Raw genomic sequence first — 16,718 nt, forward strand, 5'->3', positions numbered from 1 at the left:
AAGCAGACCTAAAGAAACCAACTCCTGCATCCTGCAATGCACTGGAGAAAGTTAGTTTTCCGCTTATCCTCATGGAACGTCACATGGACAGACCTCTCCCGATTACTCCGCTAACAGGCAGAATAAAAAAAGAAACCAGTATGCTGCATGGTTTACTTTTATCGGGAAGAATCAATCACACGTAACCCTCCATTCGATGTAGATTAGGAAAATCATACCAATCGTCCAAGCGGATGTCAACCGTGCTCTTTTCTAATAACTGTATTTTCCTGTACGTATCCATGAAAAAAAGCCGCGATTCCCGCGGCTTTCCTTCCTTATTTAAACTTGAACCAATCGATGTTGAATAAAGATCCGCTGGATCCTGTAAACTTCAGATAGACGTCATTCGTAACGGAGACACCGCTGACAGAGCACGATTTCGTTTCCCAAGTCTGACTGCTGTCGGTATCCGACACCTTGCAGGTTCCGGCCAAAGGTCCGGTCAGGCTGTCAAGCCGGACTTCCATGCTGCCTCCCGCTTCAGGCGCAACCCTTGCCTCCAACAGCTTGGGCGTACTGCTTCCAAAGTGTACGTTCTGAAATACGATATAATCCCCATTCTGAATATCTCCAACGAACGGGCTGCCCGCCGAACCGGTCTGGATGGCGACACCCGACATGCTGCTGTGACTTTCCGCCTGAATCGTCGAATACGCATCAATGTAGTTTGTCCTTAACCAGTCTGCGGCACTGAAATTCAATTTGGTGACGCCGGCGTATTTTTTGACGGTGGGTACTACGCTGGCTAAAGGAACGGTTTTATACGCATACGGCAATTTCTCGTTATACCCGTATGTAAAGGTAAACGGTGTGCTGGGCGGGTTCGTTTTGCTCATATTTTCTACCCCGTCGATGTGTGAAGACCATGCCCACTTCCCGATGGTGGATTTGTCATACCATGTGAATCCCTTGGTAAACGCATTCACACCATTGTTGTCCCAGCTGCTGCCAATGTAGGTCCCGCTGCTGTTGGTTACTTTGGAATTGACAAGTAAACTGTGATTCTTCGCATCTTTGAACAGCTCGCTGAAAGGCAGACTCATATTCCCTGTATCATCGCCTTGTCGTTCCGCACCGATGATGGGTTCATTGAACGCATTATATACGTTGGTATCTCCTGCGATCGAAGCCCCGTTTCTTGCATTGATCCCGCGTGATAATTTGTCTCCGCCGTATTTGGAGATCGCGGCGACACTATCGATGGCATGCTGATGCGTCGAATTATCAAAATAATTGTTATAGATGTGCCCCGTGCCCTGGCGAATCATAGGCAAACGTTGTCCCACATTCGTATAGCTGTTGTACGCCATGGTCAGCCGGATTCTTTGATTGCCATCCTTCACTTCGACGCCGGCCGGACTGATGTAGTTCGTATAATCCTTATCGCCGGAGCCTGCCAGATGAACTTTGGAGTGATAGGCCGCATAAGCCATAATCTGGTTCGGCGTAGCGCCTTCGTTACGCATTTTATAATACACGCTGCTTGAAGGGTTCAGCGTACCTGCCGCATATTTTTGCTCCATAAAGCTGATGGACTGGTAAACGGAGCTGGTGACGGACGGCTCGGTCTCTGCCGCCAAGCCGAACTCATTCCAGGAGAGCGTCACGTTCGACGCGCCATTCTCCATGTCAATCATGCCGTCTGCTGCGATAGTGAACTTGCAGTGGTCGATCCATACGTTGTTCGCGCCGTTTACCTTGATATAGGACCAGCCTACCTCCTTATGCTGCCCGGAGTCATCCCACTGCCACATTTCATCGAATTTGAGATTTCGGATGACAATATCGTTGGCGGAAGCCTGCAGTTTGATTTCGGCGTGCCGGATGGTTTTGCCTGATGTGGAGAAAATGGTCAGTCCGTCCACATTGGAGATATTGACTTTGGATACGCCGGAGGCGATCAGCAGCGGATTGGTGAATCCGTTGGACGGGTTCGGATATCTGGAGACAAAACTGTATTTGGATCTTTCGGTTGAATCCAGAGCCAATTCCGTCCAGCCCAGGTTAATATCTTCCTTCACTTCGATGACTTTGACCGTCCCGCTGCCCGCATCCAGGATGGCCTGCAGAAACTCTCTCCCGTTACTGACGGTACGATAATATGGCGTTCCTATGTAACTGCTTCTATCTTTTACGCCTAAAGAGGCATAGCCGGGAACGGATAAAAAGCCGCTTTCGTAGCTTTTCTCAACCTTCGTCGTATTCGGTATGGATTGAATCACGGCTGCCTCTGCCTTGCTGCCTGTATCAATGAAAGTAGGAGTGACCAACAGACTGCCGGCCACCAAACCGCTTATCACTTTTCTCTTCATGAGTACATGCCTCCCCGGATTGGTTACACGCTTAATCGAACGATGATGTCCGAAATTTATTATGGTTCCCCCCTCTTATAAAAACGTTTCAATAAAACGCTTCCAAATCCCCCTGTACGATATGTTTCATCTCATGAGCATGTACGGGAAACGAGGAATTATTTACTTGAATTATACCATAGCGCATGCTATGTATTTAGACAGAAAGCATTTGAAATCAGCCAAAAATTGCACTGGGTGGGGTCGTCATGTTACCGTTCTACGAGGTCCAAGCGAAAGATTTGAGAGTATTTCATTTGGTGGCAAGACAGCTGACGTTTCCTGCACATTTGCACCGGAATATCGAAATCCTCTATGTGTTCTCGGGTGTCCAATACCTGGAGATTGAAGGGAAGGCATACGCAGTCCATGCAGGCGAAGGGGCTATCATCTTCCCGGATATGGTCCATCGTTACTATAAGCAGGGGGAACAGCCCGCTGATGCGGTCCTGATTCTATGCAACCCGCAGCTGCTTGGAGGCGTGTTTCCGGACTTCGAAAAATTCCAGCCCCTCACGCCTTACTTGCCAAATGAAAAGATTCCCGAAGAGGCTGTGTATGCGCTTAAGCATATCAAAAAGAAAGATGCGTTTGCCGTAAAGCTGGGCTGGATCTATGTCATCATGTCCCATCTTCTTCCCCATATGGAGCTGAGGCAGCGGAAACGGATTCCCGTCCCGGATATGTCGAAAAAAATGATAGAGTATGTAGCCGATCATTTTACGGAGCCGATTACGCTCGATTCTCTTCGCGGCTGAACTCTGTGTCAGCAAATACTACATCTCGCACATTTTCTCGGACCGAATCAAAATGAATTTCAGGCAGTACCTCGGACTGCTTCGCGCTGAATACGCTGCCAAGCTGATACGTACAACGGATGCGGCCTTATCGGCGGTCAGCAGCAGTGCCGGGTTTGACAGCCAGCGCACGTTCAACCGCGTGTTCCATGCCAAATACGGGATGTCCCCGAGGGAGTACAGGAACCATGTTCGCCAATCTAAATAACTGAGGCCCCTGGAATTTTCTGCCCATACCAAAAGAAGACTGTCCTTGTACAACACAAGGGCAGTCTCTCTTGTACAGCTCCTAGAACCCATTGCTTACCGCATCATGGCGTTTGAAGGAACAGCAAATTCCGGTACACGAACCTCGAGAATGGAAACTTAAAGTTAAGTGCTATGCCTCCCTGCTCTACACCGACATCCACAGAAACCAGTGCCGGAGTGCGAACCAGTGAACGGACCATCCGGTTCACCGCTCTCCGATCTTCTCTTCCCACGGCTTTGCTGAAGGCCGCTGCGAAGCAGGTGTTACGGGCCAATTGGATGTACAGAGGCAGGATCGCCCGGGCAACGGCCCGGTGTGCCCGCGCCTCAAAGATAAACTGAGCCGTTCCAGGTGGAATGGTAACTCCAGCCGCCAGCTCCAATCTGAAATTCCCTGTCGGAAAGGCCACGAAATATCCGATCCCGTTGGTACCCAGAGGCAATCCGCTGGTTCTCGGAGAAACTGACTTCAGGAGTCTGCCCATCGCAATGAGGTCAGTCGCCACGACAGCCCTGCTCCACTGCCTGGCGAAGGCTCCATTCTTCGCAATGGCCCTGTAGAAAGGCAGCATGATTGCTGCTGTCCGCTGAAGCACCCGGACAGGGACAAATCCATTCTTGCGTTTGCCTATACTGTTCTTCGTCATAGCGATCATCCTCCCGAATCGTGCCAAGACGTATCTAAGAACAGCATATGAGCGCAGGGGAGGATCTGCTTGGACTGCCCTATTCGGGGTTCCTGTGAAGAAAAGGCTGCGTGTTAAACCCCTTGGGCTATCATCGCCTCAGCGACTCTCACAAATCCCGCAATGTTGGCGCCGATGACCAGATTGCCCGGAACTCCGTATTCTTCAGAAGCTTTCATGCTTTCCCGATAAATATTATTCATGATCGTTTGCAGTCTAGCATCCACTTCTTCCATCGTCCAAGACAGTCTTGCGCTGTTTTGGGCCATCTCCAAGGCGGAGACCGACACACCGCCCGCGTTTGCCGCTTTGGCAGGGGCGAAGAGTACTTTATTTTCCAGGAAGATATCGATGGCTTCTAAGGTGGAAGGCATGTTCGCCCCTTCTCCTACGGCCTTTACCCCATTGCGAACAAGCAGCTCGGCGGAGGCTTTGTCGATTTCATTTTGTGTGGCGCACGGCAAAGCGATGTCGCACGGAAGGGTCCAGATCCCCGAGCAGCCTTCCGTATAGATGGCATCCGGGTGTTCCAGCACATAATCACGGCATCTCTTGTTTTCTACTTCCTTTAGCCGTTTGATGGTAGAAAGATCGATACCGTCCTTATGATAAATAAAGCCGCCGGAATCACTGCATGCAACCACTTTGGCACCTAGCTGCATCGCTTTTTCCATGGCATAGATGGAGACGTTCCCTGAACCGGATACAACAACGGTGCTGCCATGAAAGCTCAAATTCCGGTCATTCAACATGTGTTCCACAAAATATACCGCGCCATATCCGGTTGCCTCTTTGCGGCCGAGGCTCCCTCCGTAACCGATCCCTTTTCCGGTTAATACACCCGCTTCGTAGGCGCCGGCCAGCTTTTTATACTGCCCGAACATATAGCCGATTTCTTTGGCTCCAACGCCGATATCGCCTGCGGGAACATCCATATCCGGACCGATATATTTTCTCAGCTCCGTCATGAAGCTTTGGCAAAAACGCATAATCTCCAGATCCGACTTCCCTTTCGGGTCAAAATCGGAACCGCCTTTTCCGCCGCCGATCGGCTGCCCTGTTAACGAATTCTTAAAGATTTGTTCAAATCCCAAAAATTTGATGATACTGGCGTTCACGGAGGGGTGGAATCTTAAACCGCCCTTATACGGACCGATCGCATTGCTGAACTGAACCCGATAACCTCGGTTCACCCTTACTTTTCCCTTGTCATCCACCCAAGGAACCCGGAAAGAAATACACCGGTCCGGTTCGACCAGCTGATCCAAGATGGCATGCTCGATGTATTTGGGATTTTTGTCGAGTACAGGGGTTAAGGAGTGTAAAACTTCTTTAACCGCCTGGTGAAACTCCAATTCATTGGGATTGCGTTGAATTACGGTTTCAAATAGTTGGTTGACATAATCTTCTGCCGTACGACGGTGCATGGGCTCGACTTCCGTTAGTACTTTCATGAATACACTCCCCAGTTGTATGAATGCAAAATTAAACTCTTTTTTTCATTGTGGTTTCATTCTATAATTTAATAATTCATCGCTCCAATATTCAAATCCGATGAAGTTCATGCGTTTTATGCATAAGCAGGGAGGGAAACATCCAGTGGAAATTAGACAAATGCGATACTTTATGGAAGTTGCCGAAAGAGAGCATGTAACGGAGGCTGCGAATGCCCTGCACGTTGCCCAATCTTCCGTGAGCAGACAGATCTTTAATTTGGAAAGTGAATTGGGGGTCGATCTCTTCATACGTGAGGGACGGAGAGTAAAATTAACACCGATAGGAAAAATATTCCTTGCACGCGTGAAGCAGGCCATGAACATGATTAACGAAGCGGAGAGGGAAGTAAAGGAATATTTGGAGCCGGAAAAAGGTACGGTTCGCATTGCGTTTCCAATCAGCCTGGCAGCACATGTACTGCCAACGGCCATCTATGCTTTTCGAGAGCGGTATCCGGAAGCGAAATTTCAGATGAGACAGGCTCTTTATCGGGACTTGATTGACGGGGTGATCCAAGGTGAATTTAACTTGGCCATGATCGCCCCCGTACCGGAAGAAGAGAAAAAGATTAAGCAAAAGATATTATTTACAGAACAAATCGTCGCCCTGCTGCCGATTCATCATCCGCTGGCCAAACGATCAACCATTGGGCTTAGAGAACTGAAGGATGTTCCTTTTGTCACACTGCCCGAAGGAACCGTGTTTCGAGAGATCGTTCTGAGGGCATGCGGTGAACTTGGATTTACCCCGCATATCGCTTTTGAAGGAGATGATATCGATGCGCTGAAGGGGTTAGTCTCAGCAGGACTGGGAGCCGCGCTAATGCCCGAGGTTACCTTAGTGGATAACATTCCGCAGTCCACTGTGAAAATCCCGATAGTCGATCCCCCGGTGACTCGATCGATAGGCGTGCTCTGTCCAACGCAGCGCAAATTACTTCCTACGGAGCAGTTGTTTTATAATTTTCTTTCGGATTTTTTTGCAGGAGGCCAGTATGCCAGACGATAGCGGAGGACATGATTCTGTACTCCCTAGGGGTCATCCCGTATTCCCCTGTTCGGGGTTCCTGCAAATCAAAAAGACCAGCCCGTGGGCTGATCTTTTGGGTTGGTTACCTTCTACGGTCTTATTCATAATATTCATACGGCTTCCACTGGGAATAGGGAGATACTTGCTTCTGCCCTGGCCAAGGCCTTGCCGTAACCCATGAAGAGGAACCCCGCAGCACCTCACCCCGGATCTTCTCGATCAGCGAATAAGGAATCTTCGGCTGCTCAACAGGGGTCAATGCCGCCTGGATGTGATTCACTTCGGCACACAGCCGCTGCACACAAGCCTCCATGATCTCTTTTCCGAGTTCGGGGCTTGCTTCGTCCGCATCGCTTCCCAGGGCCAGACGTCCACCGGATAAAGGGACGTTCTCCCATCCTCTTGCTTTCATATCCACCAAATCGGGCCGGATATACATGAGCTGGGAGAGCTCGTATTTGCCTGCATGATCCCCCGTATACATACCTTGGACTAACTCGGGGTCACTTCTCACCCACACCTTGACCGGAATGTACGCCATGAAACGGTCTGCAGCCTGCCGCAAATCTTCCTGATTTCCTCCGCTGTGGCCCGTAATCACGACAACGGCTTGAAACCCCGCATTCACAAAGGCCCTGAGTTGATATAAGAAGAAGGACAGGAACACAGCCGGAGGTACGGCGGTCATATGGGGATTCTCTTTTCCGACGTTCTCTTCGAGCCATCCTGCATGATATCCCGATTCATGAATATGGTATCCCATGGACGGAGCGACAATGCCGCCTGCCTGCCAGGCAGCCTGATGACATAGCCATTCCGCTTTGATCGTGTCCAATCCGAAAGCGCTGACCTGACCATGAGGCTCACACAGACCGAGCGGCAAATAGACGACCGGACACTGGGCTAACCGCTGCTTGAACTCATAGGGCAGCAGCTCCGACCACAGCGTCTTGGTGCCAGGGGCCGGATTACCACCAGTACTTGGTTTCATAGAAGTTTCTCACCCATCTGTGATGGCGCCGGATCTGTTCAAAGACCTCGCCCGGTAAAGGATCACGACCCGCTGCGGCTATATTCTCGTCCGCGTACTGCGGAATATGCATTGAAGAGATGGCCGTCGTGACACCCGGGTGATGCAGCACGAATCGGATGGCCAGCTCGGCCAGACTGTTCGCATAGGCAGGGACATATTCTTCACGCAGCCGGTTGACCCGGTCGATATACACCTGACGGGGCATGTAATCAAAGTACGATGCTCTGAAATCATCCGGTTCAAACACGGTATCTTCCCTGAGGAAGCCCGTTAATCCGCCTTCATCCAAAATACAGCGTGCGATCACGGCGACCTGGTGTTCCTGGCAGATAGGAATGAGGCAGTCGAGCGCCAGCGGATCGAAGATGTTAAACACCGTCTGAACCGCGTCGATCTGCCCGCTTTGGATAATGGACAAGGCAATATCGTGGCGCTGGTCGGGTAAAGAGATCCCGATGGCCTTGATCTTCCCCTCCCGCTTCAGCTGCTGCAGTTCCTCCATCCAGTAGCCGGTCTGATCCCATTGGGGCCAATATTGATGAAGCTGCATCAAATCGATCGATTCTACCCCTAACTGTCCCAGCGAAATTTCCGTACTTTCCCTCAGCCAGCCTTTGGGATACGCCGTTTCCACCGGGATGGGCATGCCCCAGCCCAGATTGCCGGGGCCTTTGGATTGAACCTTGGAAGCAATGAACGGTGCTTCACCTCTCCATTCGCGCAAGGCCAAGCCGATGATTCTCTCCGACTCCCCGTAATTTCGTGCGGTGTCAATCAAATTCACGCCATTCTCCAGGCTGTGCAGGACGGAGCGGACCAATTCGTTATCCGTATATGGGCCAAACGCCCCGCCTAATCCCATCGCGCCAAAGCCCAGGCGCGAAACCTGCTTTCCTGATCGTCCGAACGCATTAGATTTCATGAAGATAGTCTCCTCTAATCGATTTGAATAAGTACTTTGCCCTCTTCGATTTTGACAGGGTACGTTTTGAGTGCAATGCAGACGGGCCGGCGTTTGGCCGCACCGGTTGGGATGTCGAACCGGCCGTTGTGCTTCGGGCACTCAATCACATCCCCCATCACGAGACCGTCCGCCAAATGAACGGGTTCGTGCGTGCAGTATCCGTCGGAGGCGTAGTACTTGCTGTTCTCCGTCCGGTAAATGGCAAAGGTCCGGTCCCCATAGTCGAAGCGGATGACATCCTCCACCTCAATCTCTTCCGCAGCGCAGGCTTCGACCCATTGTGCGATGCTCATGATTCTTCCCTCCATTCCCTATTGAATATCGTTAACTTGCGGTTCCATTCGTTACGGCTGCTTCATCCCCATCCTGCCGGATCCCGTATACATACGGACGGGCCGTGTCCGGCAGGGGCCGCTCAATCACATAGGCCGGATTGTCCTTTTGTTTGATCAGGGCGGCAACCACTTCCTTCAGGGCAGCCCAAAGGCTGGGGCTTGCCGCCGGACAATCATGCTTCATCTCCTGATGAAGCTGGGGCAGCGCGTGATAGGGAACCATCGGGAACATGTGGTGCTCCGTATGGTAGTTCATATTCCAGTACAGGAACCGGAAGATCGGATTCATATAGACGGTGCGGGTGTTCAGCCGGTGGTCGAGCACATCTTCATGCAGTCCCAGATGCTGTGTGATGCCGAAGAGGATGACTACTGCGCCCCCGTAGAACGAAGGCAAAAAGATGAACATCGCGGGCAGGATGCTCCCGGTATAGATGCATGCTGCAATCACGCCAAGGATAACGAACGCGTAGACTCGCGCTTCCCAGAACGTCTTCCCGTACTCCGATGCGGGAATGTATTCTCTCTCCTGCTTGTCGAGCCGGCCGAACACATGCAGGATTACCCGTTTGAGTTCAACCGGTCCGCCATACAAATGAAAAATTTGCATGAGCAGGATTTTCCACACGGGAGGCCGTTCTGTTATGATCTCCGGGTCGCGGCCTACGATGATGGTGTCCGTATGGTGGCGGGCATGGCTCCACCTCCAGGGCGTTGCCGACCGGAGAACCATGAAGGATGCGATCTGGTAGATGACTTCGTTCATCCACGGGGTCTTGAATGCGGTTCCGTGTCCGCACTCATGCCATCTGGAATCGCCCGGTGTCGCATACAGGATGCCGTAGACGAGGAAGGCGGGGACCGCCCACCAGGTGCCCCAGGTTTGATAAGCGATTAGCCCTACGAGGGCAAGGGATCCGAACCAGATGAAGGTATCCCGGATCGCCGGACCGTCCTTTCTCTTCATCAGCTCTTTCAACCGCTGCCGGGGGATCGGACTCGTATACCACTCCGCTGTAGCGAGTCCTCTCTCCTGCGCGCGCTGATTCTCGGGTCCGGTAATGCTGTAATCTCGTTTGTGCGGATTCGAAGCCATGCCTGATTCCTCCTTTGCCCGCTGGATGTGCGGCGGATTAGCAGCCGTTCTGCTTCAGTTTGTCATCCAGGAATTTCTTCGCCCGCGGGATGTCCTGCTCATCCAGATGCTCGATAATGATTGGGATGTTCGGATGAAGCCTGGACAGCCTCTGCAGATACAGGTCGTAGTTCAGGATCCCGAGTCCCGGGGCCGGGAGCTCCACCGCCCCGGCTCCCCGGAACGTGTGGGATTCGACAGCGTCGATGGCGGCGTGCTTCTCCGAGGTGTCTTCGGCAGGCTTGCAGTCTTTGGCGTGGGCCATCTTGATTTTGTCGCCCAGCGTATTGAAGATAAGATTCAGTTCCTCATCCACATGATGAATATTCGTATCCGTAAAATAATTGGTAGGATCCATCAGCAGGCCAAGCCCCGGATGATTCACGTCGGAGAATAGTCGGGACAGCGCCTGCACCGATCCGATTACGTTATTCACGTAGTTCTCGACCAGAAAGACGGAGCCGTGATCATAAGCGAATTTGGCCAGATTCTCCAGTTCTCGGCACACTTCCTCATAGGCTTCCTCCGTGCCGTTCTTGTCATCCCACACCCAATCGCTTTCGGTGTTGTAGGTGCCTGTCTCGCTGATCACGTAAGGGGTTCCTAGATCCCGCGCATGCTTCAAGAGAGTTCTCAATCCGGACAGGTTCTGTTCCCGTTTTTTCGGGTCCGGATGAATAATATTGGTGTACCCCGAGATGCAGACGATGGGCAGGTTCGCTTCCCTGAACGCATCCCGGATCGTGTGACACTTCTCCCGCGTAAGGGACTCGAAGGACAGATCCATGTCCTTGAAGGAGAGATCCAGTTGAACGCACGAGAACCCGTCCCGTTGAATTCGCTTGATGGTCTCCGCCAGCGTATAGGGATAATACCCGTTGAAGATACCTACAGAAATCATGGCTGCATGCCCCCTTCAAAAGTGTAAGCGGAATATTGGCTTTCGATCTCCGTCAAAGCAACCGTGCGCTGTTCGGCGATGGACTTGTAACACGCATCGACCAGGGCCAGCGATCTCAGGTTATCCCGGCCGCCGATCTCCGGCTCACTGTCCGTCTCTACAGCACGCAGCAGCTGGGCCATCGTTCCCTGGAACGCATCCGGAAACCAGACGCCGTTCCACTGAGGCCGGTACCATTGATTCGGGGACTGCTTTGTAGTGAACTCAAGCGTACTTGGTGTGCGTTCGGGATAAGACGGCCAGCCGATCGTTCCTTGAGCCATGCCGTCCAGTCCTTCCACGCGCCATTTGATATACAGATCCTTCTCCGCCCCCTCGCCCGGCCAAGCCCACACATCATCCAAGCTGGTCGCTAACAGCTCATTGGCATAGTGGAACGTGTACTGCGTGATCCCGTCAATATGCGGGAACGGCGTCCGGGGGTCCCGGCGCGCAACCGCGGTGATTTTCTCCGGATCTCCGAACAGATAACGGAAAATATCGATGTGATGTATTCCCATATTGAGGATTTCGATGGCGAATAGGTATGCAGGAACTCCTGCCAATGGGGAATCGCACGCATTTCGATCGTGGCCAGGACGGGTTCGCCAAGATATCCCCGGTCGAGTATGGTCTTGAGCGCCCGCATCGATTGGTCATACCGCATGTTCGAATTGACGGCGATTTTGATGCCGGCGCCCTCACAAAGCTCGACGATTTCATGAGCGTCCCGGGCGTTCATCGCCAGCGGCTTCTGGCACAGAATGCCCTTGATGTGGTCCTGCTTCACAGCCCGCCTGACCACCTCCAGCTGGCGGTCCGGTGGAATGGCAATATCGAGAATCTCAATCCGCGGATCACCGATCAGTTCCTCCCATGTCCGGTATACTACCGGGATCTGCCTCAGCTCCGCAGCCGCCTTCGCATTGTCGAAGGTTCTTGAGCTGATGGCGTAAGGGTTGAATCCTGCATCCCGATATGCCACGAGATGGCAGTCCCGCATAATGAACCCGGAACCGATACAGCCAATTCGATAATCCTTGCGCTTCGGCATGACCGGCTCGACCGGTAAGTGCAGATCTATCGTCCCCACTGGATCATCCTCCTTCATGGTCCTTCCCTGAGTGCCCGACACCAATAAAGCGCTTTCTATTTGTTCATTTACAAATCCCCTCCCCCTTACTTCGCAGTTTCGATCCATAAGCAGGTGGTGAACCTCAATTCCTCTCCCGCCTTGATCCCCTTCACGCCTGTCAATTCATGGTCATAGGGGAGATTGAATGCATCGGTGACGCTGGTGTAGGGCTCGAGCGAGAAGGCCGATGCCCAATCCGGACGGAATAACAGGACAAATGGAAATTGACGGTCGACTTGGTAGGCAATCGTATACCCGCGGTTCTTCATATGAATCCGGCAAACCGGGTCTTCTGCCCCGTCACCGAACGTCAGCATGGTGCAGCCGAGCTCCGGGTAGGTTGAGATGGAAGCGCATTCAATCAAAGCCCGGCTAAAGTTGGTCTTTACCGGCCTGCCCGTCACGAAGGCTTCCTTCGTCACCGGCCATTCCTCCTCCGCCGGAACCTTCAGCACCAGCTCCTCTCCACGGTCAAAAGGTACGAAGAAATAAGGATGCAGGCCGAAGGCAAAGGGCGCTTCGTCCTCCCCTTCATTCACAATCGCTGCCTGCATGGTTAAGCGCCCCTCATAGAGACGATAGGTGACGGTGAAGGAAAGCGGATGAGGGAAATAAGCCAGGATGTCCGGATGCAATCCGAAACGGAACCGGCTGGTCACGAAAGCACCGTTCTCCTGCGAGGCCCCATAGTCCAGAACTTCCCAGCCCCTGGAGCAAAGCTCGCCGTGGAGATGGTTGGAGGGCGGTTCGTTCAAGGGCAGGCTGTACTGCCGTCCGAGAAATGAAAATTGTCCCTGCTTTACGCGGTTGGGGGGAAATAAGATCGGGGTCCCGTATTTGAAAGGGGCAAAGGGTTCGTTCCTTAGGGCAGTCAAGCTTGGCGGAGGCACAAGAACGGGATGTCCCCCGCTCTCGAAGCGGAAGAGATTGCAGCCTGCCTCCGGGATGACTTGTGCGGCTGCATCCCATTGGGAGTCGCTTAGAACAATAACGGAGTATCCTTCCTTGAGGATTGACTTGGCGGAATATCGGCTCATAGGACACCACCTTATCCGTATTCATCTAGACTGATTACCATTAGCCGGCCGGCTGAGGCCTCTTCTCAATGCAAAAAGCATAGCATGGCCGTATGGGGAATGATATAGGGGTATCCTGCTTAGATGAGATGAACCAGACCCCCTCCTCTCTTGGCAGATTAGGCTGCAGCGCCTGCCATGCGGGAGGAGTGGATAACCATACGATAAGCCTGCAGCACACCCGGGGGTGGGACAGCAGGCTTGGGTGAAGCTTACCTTATTTCGCGATAAGTAAAATAATCAAAGTCCGCAGGCTTGGCAAGTCCGCCGAGGTCCTGCGCGCACAGGCCCACGAAATTCCCGGTGAATCGAATATACTCAGGGAAATCATCGGACAAGTGGGTGATATCGACCGGTTCGCCGACCGGGGTCCAGGCGGCGTCTTCTTCCCCATAGTAGAATTGGGCCAACTCGCGGTTGACCTCCACCTTCAAGCGGAATCGGCACCTCCCGGTCCAGGGGATGTCCCGCTCCAGGAGTTCATCGTAGACGCCATTCCTGGACTGCAGGATGCCTAAGCATACGCCAAGCTCTTCGTGATGTGTAACGCGCAAGTACACGTAATCCTTGGTATCGTAATAGAGGATGAGCCCCGCCATCTGAAGGTAATTCTCGGGCTCATACTCCAGGCAGGTCTCCGCTTCGAACCGGAATGCCTGCTGCCTTCGGGCAATCAGGCTCTGGCGGTGCGTCGAGATCAGCGACTCTCTGCCCTTCAGCCTGAGGTATCCGGGCCGCTCCGACAGGCTGAGCCATGAAGGATCCGCCGGTACGCGCAGCGTGCTCCAATGCACATTCAGCTTCGGGCTGTCGAAATCATCCGTTTCCGGCTCCGGCTCGAAGGGAGACTCGGGAAGGCCCGGGGCCTGCACCGTCTCCTCCGGAACCGGGCCGCCCGAGGCCAGCCGAAGCCAGCCGTCCGCCGTCCACTCACAGCGCTGCAGTGCCGTCTCCCTGCCCAGGACACAGAGGTGATCCTTCACCGGACGCGCGCACAGATGCGCCATATACCACTCTCCCGCCGGCGTCTCGACGAGACAGCCGTGACCTGCCTTTTGCAGGGCCAGCTCAGGCCGGCCGGCGGAGGTGAGGATCGGGTTCTGCGGATCTACCTCATAAGGTCCTTCTATGCTCTTGGACCGGGCCATCGTCACGGCATGATTGTACTCCGTTCCGCCTTCCGCCGTCAGTAAGTAGTAATAGCCGTTTCGCTTATAGAGGTGCGGGCCTTCGGTGAATCTCAGCTCGGTCCCCCGGAAGATGTGCCGGACGGGTCCGACCAGCCTCTGTTCCTCGGCCGCATACTCTTGAAGGACAATGCCTGCAAAGCGGTTATGCCCTTTGCGGAAGTCCCACAGCATGTTCACAAGCCATTTGCGCCCGTCGTCATCATGAAACAAGGAAGGATCGAACCCGCTGCTGTTCAAATAAACCGGCTCCGACCAGGGGCCTTCGATGTTCTGCGCCGTCACCAGGTAATTGTGCGTATCCTTGTACGCTCCGATCCGGCTTTTGACATCCGTGAAGAGAAGATAGAAGGTTCCGTTATCGTAGCTTAAGCAGGGGGCCCAGACCCCGCACGAGTCCGCATTGCCCTTCATATCCAGCTGCGATGGGCGCGTCAAGGCATGCGTCAGCAGCCGCCAGTGCACCAAATCCCTGGAATGATGGATCTGTACGCCCGGAAACCACTCGAAGGTCGATGTCGCGATGTAGTAATCATCGCCGACCCGGCAGATTGACGGATCCGGATTAAAGCCGCGCAGCACAGGATTCATGATCATCGTCATGGAAATCGCCTCCAAGTTATCGTTTCATATAACGGTCGTAAGCCGCCTGCTGCACCTTGATCACCTCATCGACGCCCATCTTCTTGATGTTGGCGGCATATTCATCGAATTTATCAATCGGCTCGGCACCGTAGACAAACTTATCGAACATCTCGTCCGTGAAGGTACTGATCTCCGTGAACTTCGCATTGATCACATCGCGTTCCTCCTGTGTATAGGAGACATATTCCTTCGGAAAGCGGGGCTTCACCAGCTTGCTCACTTCATCCCTCATCTTAACGACCGACGGCGACTGGGACGCGTTCTCATAGCGAATGTCATTCACGGCAGGCCAATGATGCCGTCCCATCGACATCATCTTGGTCAGCGGCGAATTGTTCGGGTCCTTCATGATCATGTCGGTGTATTTGGGCTCATTGTTCTCCATCGTATACGTCTCACCAAGGATGCCGAAGTTATAGGTCATGTGCCCTTCCGGACCGTAGAACCAGTCCGCCCATTTCGCGAGCGCTTCCTTGTGCGGCGTTTTCGAAGAGATCCCCCGGGTGTTCTCGATGACACTGAGCTGCTGGCTTTTCGTGTAGCGCTGCCCGTCTTTGGTCTGAAGCGGAAGGAAGATGCTGAAATCCCCTTTGGGATTGGTCTTCACGATCGTCTTGTCGAAGTAGTCCTCGCGGACGAACACATCCCAGGTCATCCCGGATGCCTCGGTCGAGAGGCGCTGGTCCCAAATCTTCGAGTCATTTGTGGCGTATTCGTTGTCGATCAGCTTTTCCTTGAACAGCTTATTCAAATATACAAGTGCTTCCTTCATTCTGGGATCGGTATACGTATAACTAACCTTCCCGTTCTCCACGAGGAAGTCCTCGTCCAGGGAGACGCCGAAGGGTTCGATGAATCCGTTCAGGCCTTTCTTCTTGCCCCTGGTGGTGAAGGGAATCTCATCGGGCTTGCCGTTGCCGTTCGGATCCCTCTCCTTGAACGCCAGGAGAACGTTATACATCTCGTCCGGTGTATTCGGTGCCTTCAGACCAAGCTTATCCAGCCAATCCTGGCGCACGATGAATACACTGTTGGCCTTCACCGCCGCGAAGCTGGGAATATAGTAGATATTCCCGTCGTCCGTTTTGATGTTGCGCGCATATTCCGGGTTGCTCTCGAGCAGCTTCTTGAAATTCGGCATCGCTTTGTCAATCCAGTTGTTCAGCGGCTCGAAGGCTCCGGCTTCGCCGCCTTTGACGAACATGTCGACAGGGCCGCTCATCAGATCCGGAATGTCGCCGGAGACCACCGTCAAGTTGAACTTCTCTTTGTACTGATCCAGATTCTCGGGACCGGCGATCCATTCGATATTCACATTGGTTTTGGCCGCAACCTCCTTGACCCACAGCATGTCGTTGTTCATTTGGGCGTTCGGATGGCTCTGCACGAGCCAGCGCGCCTTCACCGGGCCGCCCGGCGCCGCTTGGCCTGAAGCCTTCGGATCTGCCGCGGATGGGGTGTCTGATGAGGAAGCCGAGCAGCCGGCCAGTACGGCGAGGGTGACGGATAAGAAACCGACCCCCGCTTTCTTCAGCATGGAAGAAGGACGATGGAACTTGGACATGTGGAATAACCTCCCTTTTGTCTATGCAGCCTTTATCTAATCTAAGCAACCAG

The 16,718-nt window shown here is 53.1% G+C and carries 16 protein-coding genes; 3 read left to right on the plus strand and 13 right to left on the minus strand.

Going from position 1 to position 16,718, the window contains the following annotated elements:
- Positions 1-317: 317 nt before the first annotated feature.
- Complete coding sequence (locus PM3016_RS19010; protein ID WP_014370563.1) at positions 318-2,354, minus strand: carbohydrate-binding protein; 2,037 nt, start codon at positions 2,352-2,354, stop codon at positions 318-320.
- Between the two features lie 299 nt (positions 2,355-2,653).
- Between PM3016_RS19010 and PM3016_RS39860 the strand changes: the two genes are divergently transcribed.
- Together PM3016_RS39860 and PM3016_RS39865 are read left to right on the plus strand one after the other, a co-directional pair.
- A complete protein-coding gene (locus PM3016_RS39860; protein ID WP_238540240.1) occupies positions 2,654-3,151 on the plus strand; it encodes an AraC family ligand binding domain-containing protein in 498 nt (165 codons plus the stop codon).
- A gap of 52 nt (positions 3,152-3,203) precedes the next feature.
- Positions 3,204-3,398 carry a helix-turn-helix domain-containing protein gene (locus tag PM3016_RS39865; RefSeq protein ID WP_238540241.1) on the plus strand — a complete coding sequence of 65 codons (195 nt, stop codon included), beginning with the start codon at positions 3,204-3,206 and terminating at the stop codon, positions 3,396-3,398.
- Positions 3,399-3,501: 103 nt separating this feature from the next.
- Here the strand turns inward: PM3016_RS39865 and PM3016_RS19020 are convergent, their stop codons facing one another.
- Both PM3016_RS19020 and gdhA read right to left on the minus strand, forming a co-directional pair.
- Positions 3,502-4,086, minus strand: a complete 585-nt coding sequence (locus PM3016_RS19020; protein ID WP_013918119.1) for a hypothetical protein — start codon at positions 4,084-4,086, stop codon at positions 3,502-3,504.
- A 113-nt stretch (positions 4,087-4,199) separates the two neighbouring features.
- A complete protein-coding gene (gene gdhA / locus PM3016_RS19025) occupies positions 4,200-5,579 on the minus strand; it encodes an NADP-specific glutamate dehydrogenase (protein WP_014370565.1) in 1,380 nt (459 codons plus the stop codon).
- Between the two features lie 145 nt (positions 5,580-5,724).
- On the opposite strand from gdhA, the gene gltC reads away from it, so the two are divergent.
- Complete coding sequence (gene gltC / locus PM3016_RS19030; protein ID WP_014370566.1) at positions 5,725-6,630, plus strand: glutamate biosynthesis transcriptional regulator GltC; 906 nt, start codon at positions 5,725-5,727, stop codon at positions 6,628-6,630.
- Between the two features lie 118 nt (positions 6,631-6,748).
- On the opposite strand, the gene PM3016_RS19035 is transcribed toward gltC, so the two are convergent.
- From PM3016_RS19035 to PM3016_RS19075, 10 genes are all read right to left on the minus strand, one after another.
- Complete coding sequence (locus PM3016_RS19035) at positions 6,749-7,642, minus strand: creatininase family protein (RefSeq protein WP_014370567.1); 894 nt, start codon at positions 7,640-7,642, stop codon at positions 6,749-6,751.
- Positions 7,620-8,606: an aldo/keto reductase gene (locus tag PM3016_RS19040; RefSeq protein WP_014370568.1), complete on the minus strand. Its 987-nt coding sequence runs from the start codon at positions 8,604-8,606 to the stop codon at positions 7,620-7,622. The genes PM3016_RS19035 and PM3016_RS19040 overlap by 23 nt, the downstream gene beginning before the upstream one ends.
- 14 nt (positions 8,607-8,620) lie before the next feature.
- The gene (locus tag PM3016_RS19045) at positions 8,621-8,941 is read right to left on the minus strand and encodes a MocE family 2Fe-2S type ferredoxin (RefSeq protein ID WP_014370569.1); all 321 of its coding nucleotides are present in this window, start codon (positions 8,939-8,941) and stop codon (positions 8,621-8,623) included.
- Between the two features lie 31 nt (positions 8,942-8,972).
- Complete coding sequence (locus PM3016_RS19050; protein ID WP_014370570.1) at positions 8,973-10,079, minus strand: fatty acid desaturase family protein; 1,107 nt, start codon at positions 10,077-10,079, stop codon at positions 8,973-8,975.
- A gap of 37 nt (positions 10,080-10,116) precedes the next feature.
- Entirely contained in the window at positions 10,117-11,019 is a 903-nt protein-coding gene (locus PM3016_RS19055) for a sugar phosphate isomerase/epimerase family protein (RefSeq protein WP_014370571.1), read from the minus strand.
- Positions 11,016-11,546: a Gfo/Idh/MocA family oxidoreductase gene (locus PM3016_RS39870; protein WP_238540615.1), complete on the minus strand. Its 531-nt coding sequence runs from the start codon at positions 11,544-11,546 to the stop codon at positions 11,016-11,018. The genes PM3016_RS19055 and PM3016_RS39870 overlap by 4 nt, the downstream gene beginning before the upstream one ends.
- A complete protein-coding gene (locus tag PM3016_RS39875; RefSeq protein WP_238540242.1) occupies positions 11,432-12,151 on the minus strand; it encodes a Gfo/Idh/MocA family protein in 720 nt (239 codons plus the stop codon). Before PM3016_RS39875 ends, PM3016_RS39870 begins: the two co-directional genes overlap by 115 nt.
- 86 nt (positions 12,152-12,237) lie before the next feature.
- Positions 12,238-13,230 carry an aldose 1-epimerase gene (locus PM3016_RS19065; protein ID WP_014370574.1) on the minus strand — a complete coding sequence of 331 codons (993 nt, stop codon included), beginning with the start codon at positions 13,228-13,230 and terminating at the stop codon, positions 12,238-12,240.
- Between the two features lie 251 nt (positions 13,231-13,481).
- Positions 13,482-15,059: a glycoside hydrolase family 43 protein gene (locus PM3016_RS19070; RefSeq protein WP_014370575.1), complete on the minus strand. Its 1,578-nt coding sequence runs from the start codon at positions 15,057-15,059 to the stop codon at positions 13,482-13,484.
- A 16-nt stretch (positions 15,060-15,075) separates the two neighbouring features.
- Positions 15,076-16,665 (minus strand): extracellular solute-binding protein, encoded by a 1,590-nt coding sequence (locus tag PM3016_RS19075; RefSeq protein WP_014370576.1) that lies wholly within the window; start codon positions 16,663-16,665, stop codon positions 15,076-15,078.
- Positions 16,666-16,718: the final 53 nt, after the last annotated feature.

Source organism: Paenibacillus mucilaginosus 3016 (assembly GCF_000250655.1).
Taxonomy (GTDB): domain Bacteria; phylum Bacillota; class Bacilli; order Paenibacillales; family NBRC-103111; genus Paenibacillus_G; species Paenibacillus_G mucilaginosus.